Origin of the sequence: Micropruina sp. (assembly GCF_047602085.1) — a bacterium.
Classification (GTDB): Bacteria; Actinomycetota; Actinomycetes; order Propionibacteriales; family Propionibacteriaceae; genus Micropruina.
On record NZ_JASGID010000002.1, the window covers coordinates 391,239 to 409,187 of the forward strand.

At 67.9% G+C, this 17,949-nt stretch carries 11 protein-coding genes and 1 pseudogene; 1 reads left to right on the forward strand and 11 read right to left on the reverse strand.

Annotation, left to right across the window (positions count from 1 at the left end):
• Positions 1-6 precede the first annotated feature (6 nt).
• The 11 genes and pseudogenes from QM721_RS02610 to QM721_RS02660 form a co-directional block, all read right to left on the reverse strand.
• A complete protein-coding gene (locus QM721_RS02610) occupies positions 7-1,530 on the reverse strand; it encodes a nucleobase:cation symporter-2 family protein (protein ID WP_415118694.1) in 1,524 nt (507 codons plus the stop codon).
• A gap of 115 nt (positions 1,531-1,645) precedes the next feature.
• Positions 1,646-2,560, reverse strand: a complete 915-nt coding sequence (pucL, locus tag QM721_RS02615; protein ID WP_415118696.1) for a factor-independent urate hydroxylase — start codon at positions 2,558-2,560, stop codon at positions 1,646-1,648.
• A 7-nt stretch (positions 2,561-2,567) separates the two neighbouring features.
• Positions 2,568-2,894, reverse strand: a complete 327-nt coding sequence (uraH, locus tag QM721_RS02620) for a hydroxyisourate hydrolase (RefSeq protein ID WP_415118698.1) — start codon at positions 2,892-2,894, stop codon at positions 2,568-2,570.
• Positions 2,891-3,397 carry a 2-oxo-4-hydroxy-4-carboxy-5-ureidoimidazoline decarboxylase gene (gene uraD, locus QM721_RS02625; RefSeq protein WP_415118700.1) on the reverse strand — a complete coding sequence of 169 codons (507 nt, stop codon included), beginning with the start codon at positions 3,395-3,397 and terminating at the stop codon, positions 2,891-2,893. The genes uraH and uraD overlap by 4 nt, the downstream gene beginning before the upstream one ends.
• Positions 3,398-3,609: 212 nt before the next feature.
• Positions 3,610-4,335, reverse strand: coding sequence for a FadR/GntR family transcriptional regulator (locus tag QM721_RS02630; RefSeq protein ID WP_415118702.1), 726 nt, complete (start codon positions 4,333-4,335; stop codon positions 3,610-3,612).
• Positions 4,336-4,455: 120 nt separating this feature from the next.
• A complete protein-coding gene (ppc, locus tag QM721_RS02635) occupies positions 4,456-7,215 on the reverse strand; it encodes a phosphoenolpyruvate carboxylase (protein ID WP_415118704.1) in 2,760 nt (919 codons plus the stop codon).
• A gap of 122 nt (positions 7,216-7,337) precedes the next feature.
• Positions 7,338-8,366 carry a glycogen/starch/alpha-glucan phosphorylase gene (locus tag QM721_RS02640; protein WP_415118706.1) on the reverse strand — a complete coding sequence of 343 codons (1,029 nt, stop codon included), beginning with the start codon at positions 8,364-8,366 and terminating at the stop codon, positions 7,338-7,340.
• Between the two features lie 91 nt (positions 8,367-8,457).
• A pseudogene (gene glgP, locus QM721_RS02645) lies at positions 8,458-9,906 on the reverse strand (glycogen/starch/alpha-glucan family phosphorylase); the annotation flags it as partial.
• A 119-nt stretch (positions 9,907-10,025) separates the two neighbouring features.
• On the reverse strand, positions 10,026-10,403 hold the full coding sequence (locus tag QM721_RS02650; RefSeq protein WP_415118708.1) for a hypothetical protein: 378 nt from the start codon (positions 10,401-10,403) through the stop codon (positions 10,026-10,028).
• 81 nt (positions 10,404-10,484) lie between these two features.
• Positions 10,485-13,904, reverse strand: coding sequence for a hypothetical protein (locus QM721_RS02655; RefSeq protein ID WP_415118710.1), 3,420 nt, complete (start codon positions 13,902-13,904; stop codon positions 10,485-10,487).
• 214 nt (positions 13,905-14,118) lie between these two features.
• Positions 14,119-16,746: an Ig-like domain repeat protein gene (locus QM721_RS02660; RefSeq protein WP_415118712.1), complete on the reverse strand. Its 2,628-nt coding sequence runs from the start codon at positions 16,744-16,746 to the stop codon at positions 14,119-14,121.
• A gap of 180 nt (positions 16,747-16,926) precedes the next feature.
• On the opposite strand from QM721_RS02660, the gene QM721_RS02665 reads away from it, so the two are divergent.
• Entirely contained in the window at positions 16,927-17,940 is a 1,014-nt protein-coding gene (locus QM721_RS02665; protein ID WP_415118714.1) for an ABC transporter substrate-binding protein, read from the forward strand.
• The last annotated feature ends 9 nt before the right edge of the window (positions 17,941-17,949 follow it).

Consider the following 17,949-nt stretch of genomic DNA (forward strand, 5'->3'; position numbering starts at 1 on the left):
CGATTGCTATTCGGAGGGTGTCTTGGCGCGGGTTCCCTCGGTCTTGGTGTCGGGCTCGTAGGAGTCCGGGCCCAGGGTTCCGCCGCTGGCCAGCACCTCGGCCTCGGCCGCCTGCACCTGCAGAGCCGGTGCAGCAGCCAGATCGAGGGGCTCGTCGGGGGTGTCCGGCATGAACACGTTGAAGAACAGGTTCAAGATCACCGACATGATTGCGGCGGAGCTGATGCCGGAGTGGAAGATGGTCACGAACCAGTCCGGGAAGCTGTGCCAGAAGCTGGACGACACCACCGGGATCAGACCGAAGCCCACCGACGCGGCCACGATCACCAGGTTGTTGTTGCCGGCGTAGTTCACCTTCGACAGGGTGCGAATGCCGGAGGCTGCCACGGTGCCGAACAGCACGATGCCGGCGCCGCCGAGCACCGCGCCCGGGATGATGCTGAACAGTGCCGCTGCCATCGGCGACAGGCCGAGGACGATCAACAGGACACCGCCGGCGGCCACCGCGAAGCGGCTCTTGATGCCCGACAGGGCGACCAGGCCGACGTTCTGGGCGAATGCGGTGGCCGGGAACGAGTTGAAGATCGGCGCGATCATCGACGACGCCATGTCGGCGCGCAGGCCGTCGCCGACCCGGCGGGAGTCGACCTTGGTGCCGACGACCTCGCCGACCGCCAGCAGGTCGGCGGTGGTCTCGACCATGATCACCAAGATCACGATGAACATCGAGATGATGGCGCCGATCTCGAAGATCGGCCCGCCGAACGCGAACGGCTGCGGCAAGGCGAACGGAGCCGCACTCGCCACCGGTGCCAGGCTGGTCTGGCCGGTGAACAAGGCGACGATGGTGCCGATGGCGAGACCGAGCAGCACCGCCATCCGCGACAGCACCTCGATCTTGCTGAGCACGATCACCACGGCGAAGGTGAACAGCGCCAGGCCGACGCTCTGCAGCGAAGCGAAGTTCGGGTTGGCAACGCTCTGGCCGTTGACGGTGATGGTGGCGTTGCCGGTGATCCAACCGGCGGCCACCGGCATCAGCGACAGGCCGATCACGGTGATGATCGAGCCGGTCACCACAGCGGGGAAGAACCGGACGATCCGGGCGAAGAACGGCGTGATGATCAGGCCGATCGCGGCCGCCGCGATGACCGCGCCGTAGGCCGACTGCAGGCCAACGCCGGCGCGGTCGCCGATGATCGCCAGGATCGTCGAGACCGCCGCGAACGAGGTGCCCTGCACGAGCGGGAGCTGGGCGCCGAAGAAGCGAACACCCAGCGTCTGCAGCAGCGTGGAGACGCCGCTGACGAACAAGCCGCAGGCAACCAGCAGGGCCTTCTCGGCAGTGTCGAGACCGGCGGCGCCGCCGACGATGAGCGGCACCGCGATGACGCCGCCGAACATGGCCAGAATGTGCTGGACGCCGTAGCCGATGGTCGGGCCGATGCCGAGCTTTTCGTCCTCGGGACGGTTTCCGACCGGCAGGTCGGGTAGTTCAACTTCTTTGATGGGGGAGTCTGTGTCGATCATGGCCAGAAGCCTCTCTGGGTGGGAATCGTTACGTCTGGCAGTGCGTCGGGGCTGGTGAGGCCCCGACGCCGGCCGGCTTCATGGGGCCGGGCTGTCGCCCGGTCGTGCGGGTGGGTCAGACGAAGGTCGGGAGATCGACCCAGGCGTCCGGTTCGGCGGTGACGCCGTCGCGGATGATGGTTCCCTCGATCAGGCCGTAGGGGCGATCGGCGGCCCAGAACACCTCGTTGGGGTTCTCCAGGCCGAAGGGGCTGAGGTCGTAGACGAAGTGGTGCTTATTCGGCATCGCGAACTTCACCTCGGCGATCTCGGGGTAGGCCTCGATGGCGGCCTTGCCCATCTCCCACAGGGTCTGCTGCAGGGCCAGCGAGTGCACGGTGGCGAAGGTGGCCATGAAGACCGCCGAGACGCCCTCGTAGACCGCGTTGTAGTCGATGCCGGCCTCGACGGCTTCGGGCAGGTAGCGCCAGCGGCCGGTCACCGAGGTGGCCATGATCCGGTCGTTGGTCTCGACCAGAGTGGTGTACTTGTCCCGCGGGAAGCCGGCGAACTCGCTGCCGGTCGACTTCAGCACGGTCAGGTCTTTGAGACCGGCCGTCACGTGGGTCTTGCCGCCGATCTTCTGCACGGCGGCCAGCCGGGTGGCCTGGCCCTTGCGCACGAACGAGTGATCGTGGCCGGCGCCGTCGACCTGAATGCGCTCCCAGGCGTACTGCTCGGCCTGCCACAGGCCGCCTTCGATCCAGTCGAACGACGACACGAAGTGATCGCCCAGCTTCAGCAGGAACTCCTCCGGCGAGCCGATGCCGTGCTCCTTGGCGAAGGCGAACACGGTGTTCTTCTGGGTGTCGGTGGCGACCACGAGCGCGTTGTCACCGACCAGGTACGAATCGACGAGTGCGGCGCCGCGCAACTGGCTGGTGACGTTGAGATCCTCGATCTCGTGACGGGCGGTGTCCCGGGTGATGCGAACAACCCGGTTCTCGGCCTTGCCGTATTTGTTGGCGCCAAGGCTGACGGTGACAGACATGAAACTTTCAACTCCCTCTGTAGGTGGAATAGGCGAACGGTGAAAGCAATAGGGGCACGTGGTAATGAGCGGCGGTCTGGTCGATGGCGACGGTGATGGTGACGCTCGGGTAGAAGGTGGCCACCTGGTGAGCGGCGAAGTATTCGCCGGTGCCGAAGGTGACGTGGTAGATGCCGCTGGGCAGCGCGTCGGGCCCGAAGTCGGGCACCCGGCCGTCGTCGTTGGTGACGCCCTGGGCGACCACGACGTGGTCGGCGTCGGTCATCGTGACCGGGACGCCGGCCGCCGGAACTCCGGTGGAGCCGTTCAGCACGTGGGTGGTGACGAAGCTCATGCGGCCACCGCCTGCTCCAGCCGGAGCAACGCGATCTCACGCAGTTCGCCGGCCACCACCACATCTTCAGCGGCGTCGTCGTTGCCCAGCCGAGCGGTCAGCGCGGCCAGAATCTGCTCCGGCGAGCGTCCCGCCGCGCGAATCAGGAAGACCCGGCCAAAGCGCTCTTCATAAGCGGCATTGCCGCTGGCAATGGCGTCACGAACAGCGTCTTCGGCGGTGCTCATGCCCGCCTGCTCAGTGGCCGAATGGGCCGCGTTGGCGGCGCCGATGCTGCTCGCCTTCGGCTTCTCGCCGATGCGCGGGTGGCTGGCCAGGGCGGTGTTCACGTCGTCGCGAGTCCAGCCCTGGGCGGTCTCGGCGGCATGTGCCAGGAGCGCTTCGCGGGAGGCGAAGGGACGCGCCGCCGCGACGTTGGCGACCCAGGTCTCCACCTCCGCACAGGTGGCCAGCAGGCTGGCCGCAGCCTCGCCGTCCAGGCCGTTGAACTCCTCGATCGTCATCGGACTCCTCGCTCATGTTGGTCTGACCACTTGAGTCGAGGATTACGTTAGTGCGCTTATTTGATCGCTCTGTATCGTCTGTGTGACGGTCACGTAACGTGACGGACTGCATAGTTTCGAGGTTCGGAGCAGCCTGTGCAGGCAGTTTTCCAAAATTTCAGGAGTTTCCGAAGGGGTCGGAAGTCAATCGCAACGTGGGCGTAACGAAATCGTCACATAAGGCCGGCGGAGCCTCGATAATCGTCGATGACGGAATGGATCTCGTACAGGTGCGTGGCCATGGCCCGCATCGCTTCGTCGGGGTCGGAAGACTCCAGCCCGGCGAGAATCCGAAGGTGGCCCGCATGCGAGATGCGGCGTCCGTCGCCGGCCAGGTGCGAGAACACCCGGGCCTCGACCGTCCAGTTCGCGGTGAGTTCGCCGAGCGAGGCCAGCAACGGGTTGCGCGAGGCGTGCGCGATCAGGGTGTGAAAGGCGACGTCGAGCCGCAGCGACTCATCGGCGTCGACGTCACGAGCCGAGGCCGCCAGCAGGTCGCGCAACTCGGCCAGCTCGCCGGCGGTGATTCGCTGCGCGGCCAGCCTGGCCAACTGAGGCTCGACCAGTTCGCGAAACTCGGCCGAATGGGTGAAGTCCTCGCCGGCATGTTCCAGGCGAGCGGCGAGCGACGCCCCGCGAGGCACCTCGCGAGCGACCCGGGTGCCGCTGCCGTGCCGCCGCACCACCAGTCCGGACGTCTCCAGCCGGCTGAGTGCCTCGCGTAGTGCTGCCCGCGAGACCGCCAGCTCGGCGGCCAGCGCACGTTCGGCGGGTAGTCGTTCGCCGGGGGCAAAGATGCCGGTGGCGATTCGCTGCTCGATGTGCCGGACGATGTCGTCGGCGACGGTGGGGCCCCCGCGATGCCCGGCTGCGACACGAGTGTCCGACTCGGGTGTCATGGCGAGAGTGTCCAGCTTTCGGTGAGCGACGGCGAGACGACGCGCGTCGTCCCCCCGGCATTGTGTCACCCCGGCCGGTTGCGCCGAGGTCACGGTGACGGCAACGCCGCAACAGGCCGGCTAGCCGGTGTTGCGCAGACCTGCCGCCACGCCGTTCACAGCCAGCAGCAGGGCTCGCTCCAGTTGTGGGTCGCGGTCGCCCGCGCGCAGCCGCGCCAACATCGCCACCTGCAGATAGCTGACCGGGTCGAGGTAGGCGTCACGCACGCTCAGCGTGCGCTGCAGCAGTGGTTGCGACTCGAGCAGCTCGCTCTCACCGGTGATCGCCAGCACCGCGTCGACGGTGCGCCGGTACTCGTCGGCGATGGTGTCGAATATGTGGTGCAGGTTGGCGTCGACCAGCGACTCGACGTAGTGCCGGGCCACGTCGAGCCGGGTCTTGGTCAGGGTCATCTCGACATTGCTGATGAATGTGCGGAAATAGTGCCACTGGGCATACATCTCGGTGAGATCGTCGCGGTGTCCCGCGGCCACCGCGGCCTCCAGGCCGCTGCCGACTCCGAACCAGCCCGGCACGATCTGCCGCGACTGGGTCCAGCCGAACACCCACGGAATCGCCCGCAGCCCGCCCAGACCGGCCCCGCTGTCGGGCCGCTTGGACGGCCGTGAGCCCAGTTTCAGCGCGCCCAACTGGTCCACCGGGGTGGACTGCCAGAAGTAGGCCGGCAGGTCAGGATCGTCGACCAGGCCGCGGTAGGCGACGAAGGCGGAGTCCGAGATGGTCTGCATGGTGGCGTCCCATTCGGCCAGTTGCTCCGGCGGCTGCCGCGAGGTGAGGTGCAGGGTGCTGGCCTCGAGCACGGCGGCGACGGTCAGCTCGAGGTTCTCCCGGGCCAGCGCCGGCAGCGTGTACTTGTCGCTGATCACCTCGCCCTGCTCGGTGACCTTGATCTGCCCGCGCAGCGACCCGAACGGCTGGGCCAGGATCGCCTCGTGGGTGGGGCCGCCGCCGCGTCCGACGGTGCCGCCGCGGCCGTGGAACAGCCGCAGTTGAATGCCGTGCTTCGCGGCCACGTCGCGCAGCACCCGCTGGGCGCGGTGGATCTCCCACTGGCTGGTGGCGATGCCGGCGTCCTTGTTGCTGTCGGAGTAGCCGAGCATGACTTCTTGGACGTCGCCGCGCAGCCGCACGATCTCGCGATAGTGCCCATCGCTCAGCAGCCGGTCGACGATCTGGCCGGCCGTGCGCAGCTCGTCGACGGTCTCCAGCAGGGGAACGAACCCGATCGTCGCCAGCCCCTCGGTGACGTCGACCAGCCGGGCCTGCCGGGCCAGCAACACCGCCGCCAGCAGGTCGTCGGCACCGCGGGTCATCGACACGATGTAGCTCTCGATCACCGCCGGTCCGAACCGCTCGTGGGCGGTGCGAATTGCCTCGAAAGTGGCGAAGGTGCGCGTGCCGTCGGCGTCCAGCGGGGGCGGCGACGGGGCCAGCGGACGGCGCCTGCCGAGTTCGGCGCTGAGCACCTCGAACCGCTCGCCGGGGGCCAGCTCGGCATACGGCCGCCCCAGCTCGCCCAACCGGTCGAAGAGCTGGGCCAGCGCGTGGTGGTGCTTCTCGGAGTGCTCGCGCACGTCCATGGTGGCCACTCCCAGCCCGAACGCGCTGACGGTGCGAATCAGGGTGGTCAGCCGTCCGTCGGCCAGCAATTCGGCCCGGTTCGCGATCAGCGAGCTGCGCACCACTTCGAGATCGGCCAGCAGGTGGCCGCTGCCGCGATAGTCGTGCCCGTCACGGTGCGGCAGTTGGTCGGTGAGCCGCCGGCGGGTGTTGATCAGCTTCTGGCGCACGCAGTGCAGCTTCAGCCGGTAGGGCTCCTCGACGTGGATGCGCTGCACGTGCGGGTCGAGTTCGGGCAGGTTCGCCAGGTCGTCGGTGAGACTCTGCTGCAGTTCGGGGGTGACCCCGCGCAGCCGGCTCGACGTGGCAACCTCGGCGATCACTTCGTCAAGGGCGTTCAGCAGCACCCCGATGCCCACCAGATGCTGCCGGTACAGCACGGCCAGCGTGGTGTCGGCGGTCACGTTGGGGTTGCCGTCGCGATCGCCGCCGATCCAGTTGCCCAGCGCCAGCGGTGCGACGGTCAGCGGCAGGAAAGCGCCCTGCTGGGCGGCCTCGTCGGCCAGGTCGTCGAGCAGTTGGGGCACGGTGCCGGCCATCAGGGTTCCGGCGTAGAACATGACGTTGCGGGCCTCGTCCTCGACCGTCGGCTGGTCGACCCGCAACTCGTCGGTCTGCCACAGCGTCTCGATCACCGTGGTCAGCTGACGGTCGCGGGCCCGCTCGGCGCGGGGGGTCAGGGCGGCGGGTGCCGACAGCAGCACGTCGCCGATCTGGCGCAGTTGGGTCAACGTGGTGCGGCGGCTCGCCTCGGTGGGGTGCGCGGTGAACACCGGACGGATCTGCAGCCTCGCCAACGCGGTGGTCAGGGCCGGGGCACCGAGCTCGTCGGCCACCTTCTCGACGGCCTGGGCAAGCCAGCCGGTGCCCTCAGCACGGTCGTCCAGGGCTCTGATCCGGGCCACCTGCTCGGCGATGTTGGCCAGGTGAAAATAGGTGCGGAAGGCCCGGATCAGGTTCACCGCGGTAGGCAGGTCGGCCGTGCTGAGCCGCTTGGTCAGCGCCCGCTGCGCCGTGGGCTCGCCCGCCAGCGCCTGGCGAGCCAGCCTGCGGATGTCTTCGATCTGATCGACCAGTTCGGGCGACTCCTGGCGCGCCAGCGTCTCGCCGAGCAGTTCTCCCAACCGGCGGATGTCGCGCCTCAACTGGGCGTCGCCGGCCTCATCGAGAAGCCCGGGCGGGGCTGCGGGATCGGTCACGGGGAAGCCTCCTGGTGCGTCGTAAGCCGGGCGACGGCACTGTCCGGGCGCTGTCAGGTGCCCTCGGCAGTACCCCCGACTAGGGAGTGGTGCACATCGAAATCATGCCTGCTTCGCGTGCTTCAGAGCACGGGGTTGGTGCCCCAGATGCGCTTGATGTAGTCCTTCATCGACCGGTCGGAGGAGAAGAAGCCGCTGCGCGCCACGTTCAGAATCGCCGAGCGGGTCCAGGCCTCGGTGTCGGCGTAGTAGGCGTCCACCCGGGTTTGTGCCTCGATGTAGGAGCCGAAGTCGGCCAGCGCCATGAACCGGTCGTTGTGCACGAGGTTCGACACCACCGGTTCGAAGGTCATGTGGTCGCCGTCGGAGAACCGTCCGGACGCGATCAGGTCGAGGGTGGCCTTCAGCAGCGGGTTCGACTCGTAGTACTCGCCCGGGTGGTAGCCCTGAGCGCCCAACTCGGCGACCTGGGGCTCGTCCATGCCGAACAGGAAGAAGTTGTCGTCGCCGACCAGTTGGCGGATCTCGACGTTCGCCCCGTCGTCGGTGCCGATGGTCAGGGCGCCGTTCAGGGCGAACTTCATGTTGCCGGTGCCGGACGCCTCCATGCCGGCCAGCGAGATCTGCTCCGACAGGTCGGCGGCCGGGATCAGCCGTTCGGCCAGGGTGACGTTGTAGTTGGCGGGGAAGAACACCTTGAGCCGGCCCTCGACCGCCGGGTCGCTGTTCACCACCGAACCCACGTTGTTGATCAAATGAATGATCTGCTTGGCCATGCGGTACCCGGGGGCGGCCTTGGCGCCGAACACGAAGGTGCGCGGGGTGACGTCGGCGGCGGCGATCTTGCCCGAGGTGATCTGCTCGTACAACGAGACGATGTGCAGCAGCTTGAGCGTCTGCCGCTTGTACTCGTGCAGCCGCTTCACCATCACGTCGAGCATGTGATCGGTGGGCAGCTCGATGCCGTCGCGCGCCCGCAGCCGGTCGCGCAACCGAATCTTGTTGGCCATCTTGGCGGCGCGGAACTGCTCGCGGAACTCGGGGTCTTCGGCGTACGGCTGCAACTCCTGCAGCCGCTCCAGGTCGGTCACCCAGCCGGTGCCGATCGCGTCGGTGATCAGGTCGGACAGGTGCGGGTTGGCCAGCTTCATGAACCGGCGCGGGGTGACCCCGTTGGTGACGTTGGTGAATTTCGTCGGGCCAGAGCTCGGCGAAGTCGTTGAGCACCTTGTCGCGCAGTAATTGGCTGTGCAGCGCGGCGACGCCGTTGACCTTGATGCCGGCGACCGTGGCCAGGTAGGCCATGCGCACCCCGCGTTCGGGGTACTCGGCGATGATCGACATGCGGCCGAGCCGCAGGTAGTCGTCGGGCCAGGTCTCGCGCACCGTCTCGAGAAACTCGGTGTTGATTCGGTAGATGATCTCGAGATGCCGCGGCAGCAGCCGTCCGAGCAGGTCGACCGACCACACCTCCAGCGCCTCGGGCAGCAGGGTGTGGCAGGTGTAGGCGAAGCACTTCGACGTGATCGCCCAGGCCTCGCTCCACTCGAAGCCGCGCTCGTCGATCAGAATGCGCATCAGCTCGGGCACCGCGATCACCGGATGGGTGTCGTTGAGCTGGAAGATCACCCGCTCGGGCAGGTCGCGCAGGTCGAAATCCTCGCCCTGGTTGTCGATGAAGTCACGCAGCGAGCAGGCGACGAAGAAGTACTGCTGCTGCAGCCGCAGCTCCTTGCCCTGGGGGGTGGAGTCTTCGGGGTAGAGCACCTTGGAGATGTTCTCGGCGAAGGTCTGGGCGCGCACCGCCTGGGCGTAGTCGCCGGCGTTGAAGATGTTCAGGTCGAAGGCCTGGGTGGCTTGGGCGCTCCACAGCCGCAGGGTGTTCACCCGTCCGTTGAGGTAGCCCGGCACCATGATGTTGTAGGGAATGCCGTGCACGTTCCAGGCCGGCACCCAGGTGCTGGTCTCGACGCCGGCTTCGTCGGTGACGGTCTCGACGTGGCCGCCGAAGTTGACCGTAACCCCCGCCTCGGGGTGCGGAATCTCCCACGGGTTGCCCAGGGCCAGCCACGAGTCGGGTTGTTCGACCTGCTCGCCGTTGACGAAGGTCTGCCGAAAGATGCCGTACTCGTAGCGAATGCCGTAGCCGACGCAGGGCACATTCATGGTGGCCAGCGAATCGATGAAGCAGGCGGCGAGTCGGCCCAGGCCGCCATTGCCGAGACCGGGCTCCACCTCTTGGGAGCGCAGCGTGTCGAGGTTGAGGCCACACGCGGCGAGCGCCTTCTTGGCCACGTCGTTGAGGTCGGCGGCCAACAGGTTGTTGCCCAACTGCCGTCCGAGCAGGTACTCCGCCGACAGGTAGGCCACGCTCTTGGGGTAGCCGTCACGCTGCTTGCGGCCGGTTTCGAGCCAGCGGGCGGTGAGGTAGTTGCGCACCGTGTGAGCCAGCGCCGTGTACTGGTCGTTGATCGACGAACGCGACAGGGCGACACCCTGGTCGGTGTTCAGCTCGTGCAGGAACTCCTTCACGAAGCCGTCCACGGTGTGCGGCGGGGGCGTCACCGGGGCCAATGCGATCGGGTGGGTCTGGGGGAACTCGACGCCCCGCATGTGAATGCCGGTGGCCGGGGTCTCGTCGGCCGGGTGCGGCGGAGAAGGAACGGATGCGGGCGCAGTGCTCTCAGACATGCCCAATACCGTAGCCAACGATTGTTACGGTCGGCACATTCGTCCAGCGCTGCCCGGACTCAACCGACGACGGCCGGCTCGGTGAACAGAGCATGCAGCACCGCGGGGCGGGGGCGCACCTACTGCGCGCGGGCGACCCACGGAAAGCGGCGGTCGACCTGCGGGTCGTACAGCGGGACGCCCAGGGCGTCCAGGGCCTGAATGGCCGGATCCATCACCGTCAGGTCTTTCACGTTGTGAAAGGTCAGCACCACGAAGGTGCCGCCGGAGATCCACACGTCGAACCAGCCGTGGGTGGGGTGGCTGAAGTGATAGGTGTCGCTGCGTCGCCAGGTGCCGTACACGATGGCCAGCTCGTCGAGCACCCGCTCGGTATCGATCGGGCCCACGTCTGCGACCCGGCGACCCTTGATCAGCTTCAGATAGGTGCGCCGGTCGGCCACGCGATTGCTGCGCCGGCCGTCGGCGTAGGCCCAGAACGCCAGTTGGTAGCTCACAAGGCGAAATCTAGAGGGCCGAGGCCGGCATTCGGTCGCGGCACGCCCCGTTCTCAGCCGATCTTTGGGCAGCAGACGCGCTCAGCCCTCCAGCGGCTGCCGGCCCAGGGTGCCGACCAGGGCGGCGCGGTAGGCGTCGCTGCTGAACCGGTCGAGCTCAGCCCGAGCGGCTCTCACCCGGCTGGGCACGTCGAGGCGCGCGCAGGCCTCGACGTTCTCGGGGTAGGCGGCGAAGGCCTCGAGGCGGTCGACCACAGCCTGCGCCCGGGCGGCGGCCAGTTGCTGCTTGGAGTCGAGCCGGGCCGCGTACCAGTCCGAGCCGAGCACGGTGTCGCGGTCGAACAGCGAGCGCACCGTCGGCGAAGCCAGATCGCCGCCGTCGCCGGTCGCGCCGGTGGCCATGATCTCGAGCAGCGCCCGCAGCGGCGGAATCGCCAGCTCGATGGTGCCGTCGTCGAAGTAGGCCTGGGCCACCCGGCGATGGGTCTCGACGATGACGTCCATGCTGGCGACGTAGATGTCGAAGTCCTGCAGTTCTGGGCGCAGCATCTCGGGGGTGAACACCACGTGCGGGTGCAAGAAGATGCGGCCGAAGTACTTGCGGGCGAACTTCTGGGTCATCCGGTAGCCGAGTCGGCTGGCGCGCACCAGCCGTTGGCCGCTCTCCACGTCCGGCACCCGTTCGAGACAGCCCTCGGCGATCAGGTTCGCCGCCGACCGCTCGGCGTCGGTCATGCGTGAGAACACCTCGGGAATGAGCATCGAGATGTCGTGGTCGACCCGCACGTTCGGGCCCACGTAGCCCGCGCACGAGACCCAGCCGTCGTAGCCGGTGAGCACGTAGCTGAGCAGCGCCGCGTTCAGGTCGATGATCGCCGGCATGGCGTTGAACGGTCCCTTGGTCAGGGCGCCCTCCGAGCCTGCTCCCGTGGTGGACGGCGACTTGCCGGTCATCGAGCTGATGTACTCCATGAACAGTTCCGGCAGTTCCAGATAGTGCAACGGGTTGAACGAGCACAGCGGCGGCACCGTGCCTTCGGGCGGGTTGTTGCGGCGTCCGGCCGCCACCACGTCGACCGGCACCGGCAGCGGCGCGTGGCTGGGCAATTTGGCCTGCAGGTGCATGGCCAGGTCGGCCGCGGCGGTGGCGGCGGTGTTGGTCAGGTCGGGACGCCGCTGCAGATAGCGCGGGTTCTTCGACGGCTTGCCGCCGACCAGCCGGGGGTTCGCCGACGACACCACGTAGCGCGGGCTGGCATCGTCGGGTTCGTCGGCGAAACCGGCCAGCAATTGCTGCATCGGGGCGGTGAAGGCGCTGAACGCGACGGCGTCGTCTCGCATTTCACGAGCGTCGAAACGGGTGATCGGCTCGAAATTCGACAGAAAATTATCGCGGCCCGACATGTCGAGTTCGGTCTGCTTGTCGTAGCCACGGTGAATGGCGTCGTCGGGCCGCTGAAACAGCAGGTTCTCGCAGTTCTGGACGTACTTGCGCGACAGCCCGATCGGCCCCGACGGCACCGCGGTCAGGTGGGCCGGGCCCACGATCGAGGCGGTGATGTCGTCTTCAGTCTGCACCTTCACCGCCGGGTTGAAGTCGTGCCGCAGGCCGAACAGGCGCCACGAGCCGTCGCCGTCGAAGCCGACCCGCAGCATATTCACGTTGATGCGTTCACCGTCGAGCCGCAACGCATTGCCCTGCCGGCCGTTCATGATGCCGACGGTGAAATGGCTGCGCCAGTCACCGCCCCATTCGGGTCGGAAGAACCGCTTCACCACGAACACCAGCTCTTTGACGTGCGGTGGAATGCTGTCGAGCCACTCGTTGTATTCGGGGGTGAAATCTGCCTTGGAGGGCGTCAGCAGCTTGATCACGCTGCCGATCGAACGGCTGTTGGACAGGATCGGACGAGTGTCGCGACCGCGCAGCGCCGGGTCGGCGAACCGGTCGGAGTGATCGCGGGCGAGAATGGCTTCGACAGCGTCCATGTCGTGGTCGAAGTCGGCGGTGTAGGCATTGCCGAAGATGAACGCATCGGTGATCGCCTTGCTGATCTCGGACTTGCCGCCGCCCGAGACCGTGCACGGCTTGTGGCACGAGGTCACCGTGGGCACGATCGCCTTCAGGTCCCAGTGCGTGGCGTCTGAGGGCGACTGGGCCAACTGCACCCGGTAGCCGTTGGGCCCGAAGTAGGTCTTGTCGGCGCGCAGCCTGATCGAGCGTTCACCCGAGGGCGTGTTCCACGACACGGTCATGGCGCGCAACGAATAGGTCGGACGGCTGGGCACCAGCACGTGCTCGGGGTGCTCCAGATCGAGGGCATGGCCCTCGGGCTGTCGCACGAAGCGCTGCGGGTCGCGGGCCAGCACGTCCTCGAGCCGGTAGTCGTCGCCGGCCGACTCGTCGGTGTAGCCGCCGCCGATGTTGTAGGAGGGAAAGACCAGGGCGCCGCCGGCGTGTTCCTCCTCGACGTTGCCGAACAGGTTCGCCGTGTAGCTGATCTGGGTCTTCACCTCTTTCTTGCAGTAGCCGAAGTAGTTGTCGGCGATCACCGTGACGATCACGCCGCGAGCATCGCGGGCACACACCTTGAACGCCTGGCCGCCGTTGTATCGCTCGTCGGGCTTCGACCAGCACATGCCGTCGCGCCGCTGCCGGTCGGTGGCGCTGTCGACGTGGGGCAGGCCGAGATCTTTCTTGGCCACCCGGGTGAGGTGCGGCGCCAGGATCACGCAGCCGGTGGTGCCGGTCCAGGTGCCCGGGTCGAGGGACGCGTCGTTCTCGGGCAGGTACGGGTCGCCGCCGTTGCCGAAGATGCCCTCGACGAAGTCGAGGTTGGCGACCAGGCCGCCGGGCACGATGAAGCGGGTCTCCATGCGGCGCTCGGTGGCGTAGCCGGGCACCGCCGGCGACACCAGCGGACGCTGCAGCAGCGAGACGAAGCATGCCGCCGGGTGATCGGTGTGCGACAGGTAGGGCAGCACCAAATCGACCGCGGGAGGCTGAAAGGCGAGCGACAGCAGCCGTCCGAACACCGCCTTGGGCACCGCGATCTTGTCGTCGGGAATCGGCAGTCCGCCCTCGGCGATGTGAAAGACCCCGGCCGTGGTGCGCCGGTCGTTGGCGGGGTTGTGCAGCACGCCGTTGGCGAGCCGATAGCTCGACAGCAGCGGAGAGCTGAACGAGTCACCGTTCACCGGCAGCGAGACGGCGCGGGCCAGGCCGGGCTCGTCGAGCACCAGGGTGCGACGGGGCAGAGCCGGGCGCGCGTCGGCCAGGTCGCCGGGGTACACGTCGGCGAGGTAGTCGTCGAGAAACGCCTGAATGCGCTGATCCGCCGCGCACAGCCGGTCGGACAGTCGCCGGCTGAGCTCACGCTGCCGGGCCAGAATCGGCGCCACCAATTGCGCGCTCGTCGCCTCTTCGGCCGGCAAGGGCACGTCGAGCCCGATCAGGGCGAGGCGCAGGTTGACGGCGGCAGCGGTCACTTCAGAGGTCATGGCTCCAGTCTCAGGGAACGCGCCGACCCTGTCAGCCGGTCGGGCGAGCTTTCCCAGGATTGTTTGCCCGCGAGTCTCGCCACACCGCGGCGCTGGGCGGCGCGTTCCCGAACGCGCTGTCCGGTGAGATGCCCTCAGCCGGCGCAGCGATTGACGGCAGTGCGCAGAAACGGCTGTGCCCCCGCCCATCAGGACGGGGGCACAGCCGTTTGGCTCACTTCACCTTGAGCTTGGTCTTGCTCGAGGTGCTTGCGGCCAGTTGGGTGCTGCCGAGGAAGCTCGCCTTGAGGGTGTGCGTGCCCTTCTTCAGCGCCTTCAGGGTGACTGTTGCGACGCCCTTGTTCGCGGCCGTGATCGTGGCGGTGCCGATCACCTTGCTGCCGTCGTACACCTTCACGATGCCGGTCGGCTTGCTGATTCCGGACGCGGTGACGGTCACCGTCGCGGTGCCGGCCTTGCCCTTCTTCTTGGTGGTCGCGTTGAACGACACCTTCGTCTTCGACGAGATCTTCGCGATCTTCACCTCGGGCGAAGTGACCGTGGCGGTGTAGCCGCCCGCCTTCACCGTGACCCGCACCTGCAGTGCGTAACCGGCGTCGGCGGTGGTGACCTTGTAGCTGGACTCGTCGGCACCCTCGATCTCGGCACCGTTGCGCAGCCACTCGTAGCTGACGGTGCCGCCGGTGGCGTTCAGCCAACCGCCCGTGGTGGCCTTGAGGGTGCCACCCACCGCCAGCTTGCCGGTGACCGCCGGGCGGGCGATCGAGATCGGTTCGGCATTGGCGGTGATGCGGAACACCGCGTTGGTCGCCGCGCCGTCGACCAGCGGCGCCTTGTTCACCCCGAAGGTCACGCCGTTGGCGCCGGTCTCGACATGGTTGGGGTTGGTGCCACCGGGCAGATTCGCGGTCTTCTTCAGCGTGGCGGGGTTGATCACCGTGAAAGTGCCGCCGGTTCGGTTGGCCACGAAGACCAGGTCGTTGACCGGGTCGTAGCTGGCGTTCAGGGCTCCCGCGCCGGTGGGAATATCGGCGATCACGGTACCGGTGCCCAGATCGAGCACGACCAGGTTGTTGGTCGACTGCGAGGCCACGTAGAGCCGATTGCGATCGGCGTCGAAGGCCACGCCCGAGGCCGACGAGACGTTGTCGCCCAGGTCGTAGTAGCGCACCGCGTTGCCGTTGCGGGTGTCGATCACGGCCGCCTGTGGGCTGCCCAGGCTGACCGTGTACAGCTTGCCGGTGGCCTGGTCGAGGTCGAGGCTCATCACCGTCTGGAACGGCTCGTCGTCAGTGCCCAGGCTGATCCGCTCCAGGTAGGTCAGCGTCTGGGCGTCGAAGACGTCGACGTAGGTCTTGGAGGACGACGAGACGTACGCCTTGTGCGTCGTCTCGTCGACGATCACGTCGCGGCTGTGGTCGGTGGTGCCGGCCGGGAACTGCTTCAGCAGCGACAGGTCGTCCTGGGAATACACCGCCACCGTGTTCTGCCGGGTGTTGGTCACCCAGACCTGGCCGAGCTTGTTGTCGAGGCCGACGCCGTAGACGGCGAACAGGCCGCCGGTGGCTTCGTCGGCCACGGCAGGGGTCGCCTCGATTTCGACGGCCAGGGTGGTGGAGTCGAGCTTCAGCAGCCGCGAGTCGGTGACCGGGGGACGGCCCACCGCCGCGGTGGCGAAGAGCTTGCCCGTGGTCGGGTTCTCGGCGGTCTGGTAGAGGCCGTTGTGCAGGGCCGCCGAGGTGACGGTGAAGCGGTCGGTGTTGAGCGCGGTGTCGTCGGGGGTGACGACCTTGCCGGTGGACACGTCGACGGTGGCGTCGCCGACGGCATAGGTGAGCACGATCGCGGTACCGACGGTGGCGTCGCTGGGCACCGTGACGCCGCTCAGCGTCGCCGCGCCGCTGGCGCTGGCCTCGACCGAGGCGGTCAGCCAGTTGGAGCCCGCGCCGAGCTTGGTGACCGACGCGCCCGCGGGCAGGTTGACCGCCGTGGCCGTGACGGACGCGCCCGGGCTGGGGTTGCCGCTGATCGAGATGGCGGCGACGGTGGTGAACTCGGCCTCGATGGCCGGGTCTTCGGAACCGTCGACGGTGATCGTGTGCGTGCCGGCCAGTGCGGTGCCGGCGGCCAGGGTTGCGGTGCCACCGAAGCTGCCGTCGTCGGCGACGGTCAGGGTTGCGGCGTTTCCGCTCCAGTTGACCGAGTTGCCGGCGTAGCTGAGGGCGACGGTGCTGCCGGCCGTGTGGCCGGAGCCGGCGATGGTCAGGCTGACCGATCCGCTGCTCGCTGTGGTGACCTTGGTGACGCTCGCCTTGGCGGTGCTCGGCTCTTCGGTATCGCTCTGGGCGACCGTGAAGTAGGCGAACTTCGATGCGGCGGTGCCGCCGTCGAGGCCGGCCAGCGCCCGGACCCAATAGGTCTCGGTGCTCTCGCTCGGCTCAAGGTCGGGAATGGTCAACTCGAACTCGAAATTGCCCTCGGCGTCGGGCAGCAGGTCGGCCTCGCTGACGTAGAGCGTGCCGGATGTCACGGTGCCGGCGCTCTGGCCGTCCGGAATCTCGATGGCGCCGTCGTTGAGCTTGAACGCCAGCGTGCCGCCCTCGGCGGGTCGCTGGTCGAAGCCGGTGCCGACCACGGTGATGGTTCCGCCGGGTTCGACGGCGGCGGTGGTGACGGTCAGGGTGCCTTCGCCGCGTTCGGCGACCGGGGCTGCCGCGGCGTCGGTGGCGGCGAGGGTGCTGAACCCGCCGCCGAGCAGGGCTACGACCGCCACGGTGGCGATCGCCCTGAGGCCCCGCCGGTGGCGTTGCCCCGAGCCGGGCGGGCTTGTGGTGATGGACATCATCTCTCCTTGTTGGGTGGCTGAGATTAGGTAAGGCTAAGCTTCAGCAGTTGTTAAGGGGAGTGGGCGACTTCGGCTTTGGGACGGCGTCGAGCCCGGCTCAGAGCGTGTTATTTTAGGCAAGCCTTACCTTGCTATCAGCAGAGGATCTCGCCGACCACGAATCAGGATGTTGTCACGATGAGTCACGCTCCGGCTCTTTGCCGATGGACTCGTCCGCTGCTGTCAGCCGTGCTCGCGCTGGTGCTCTGCCTGCTGTCGGGCTGCGCGGGTGCGGCGCAGCAGCCCGCGTCGCCGGCGTCCGCAACCCGCACCGTGACCGACGTCACCGGCGCCCAGGTGCAGGTGCCTGCCGAGCCTCGGCGGGTGGTGGCGTTGAGCGAGCCCACCCTCGATGCGGTGCTGGCGCTGGGCGTCACGCCGATCGGCACGGTCAGCGGACGCGGCCAGTCGGGGGTGCCCAACTATCTGGCAGACCGGGCCGGTTCGATCCCGGTTCTGGGCGGCATCGGGCAACCGAATTTCGAGGCCATCGGGGCGGCGAAACCCGATCTGATTCTGGTCGACGGCACCAGCGTGAACAATAACCCGCCGGTGCTCGAGGCGCTGCGGCAGATCGCGCCCGTGGTGTACACCGGCTATGCCGGGGGCGAGTGGCGAACCAATTTCACTGTGGCGGCCGCCGCGCTAGGTCTTGAGCAGCGTGGGGGGCAGGTGCTCGCCGGCTACGCCGAGAACGTGGCCAGCACCCGCGCCGCCCTGGCCGGCCTACAGGACAAGACATTCTCGATCGTCCGCTGGCAGGGCACTGCCCCCGCGTTGATCCTCAAGGAATTGCCGGGCGGGCAGGCCCTGAACGACCTTGGGCTGCGGCGTCCCGCCGCGCAGGACACGTTCGGCCGCGGGCACTCCGAACCGGTGTCGCTGGAGAACCTGCAGCAGATCGACGCCGACTACATCTTCTTCGGCACCCTGGGCGGCTCGAGCGTCGGCAACCCCAACGCCGGCGGGTCGTCGGGCCTGGATGGCGCCCGGCAGGCGCTCGATGCGGCGGTGCAGGTACCGGGCTTCACCAGCCTGGCGGCCTACCGGGCCGATCACATCATTCTGGTCGACGGATCGGCCTGGACCTCCACCGGAGGCCCACTGCTGATGAACCGGCTGATCGACGACGTCCGCGCAGCACTGGGCTGAGCAGGAGGA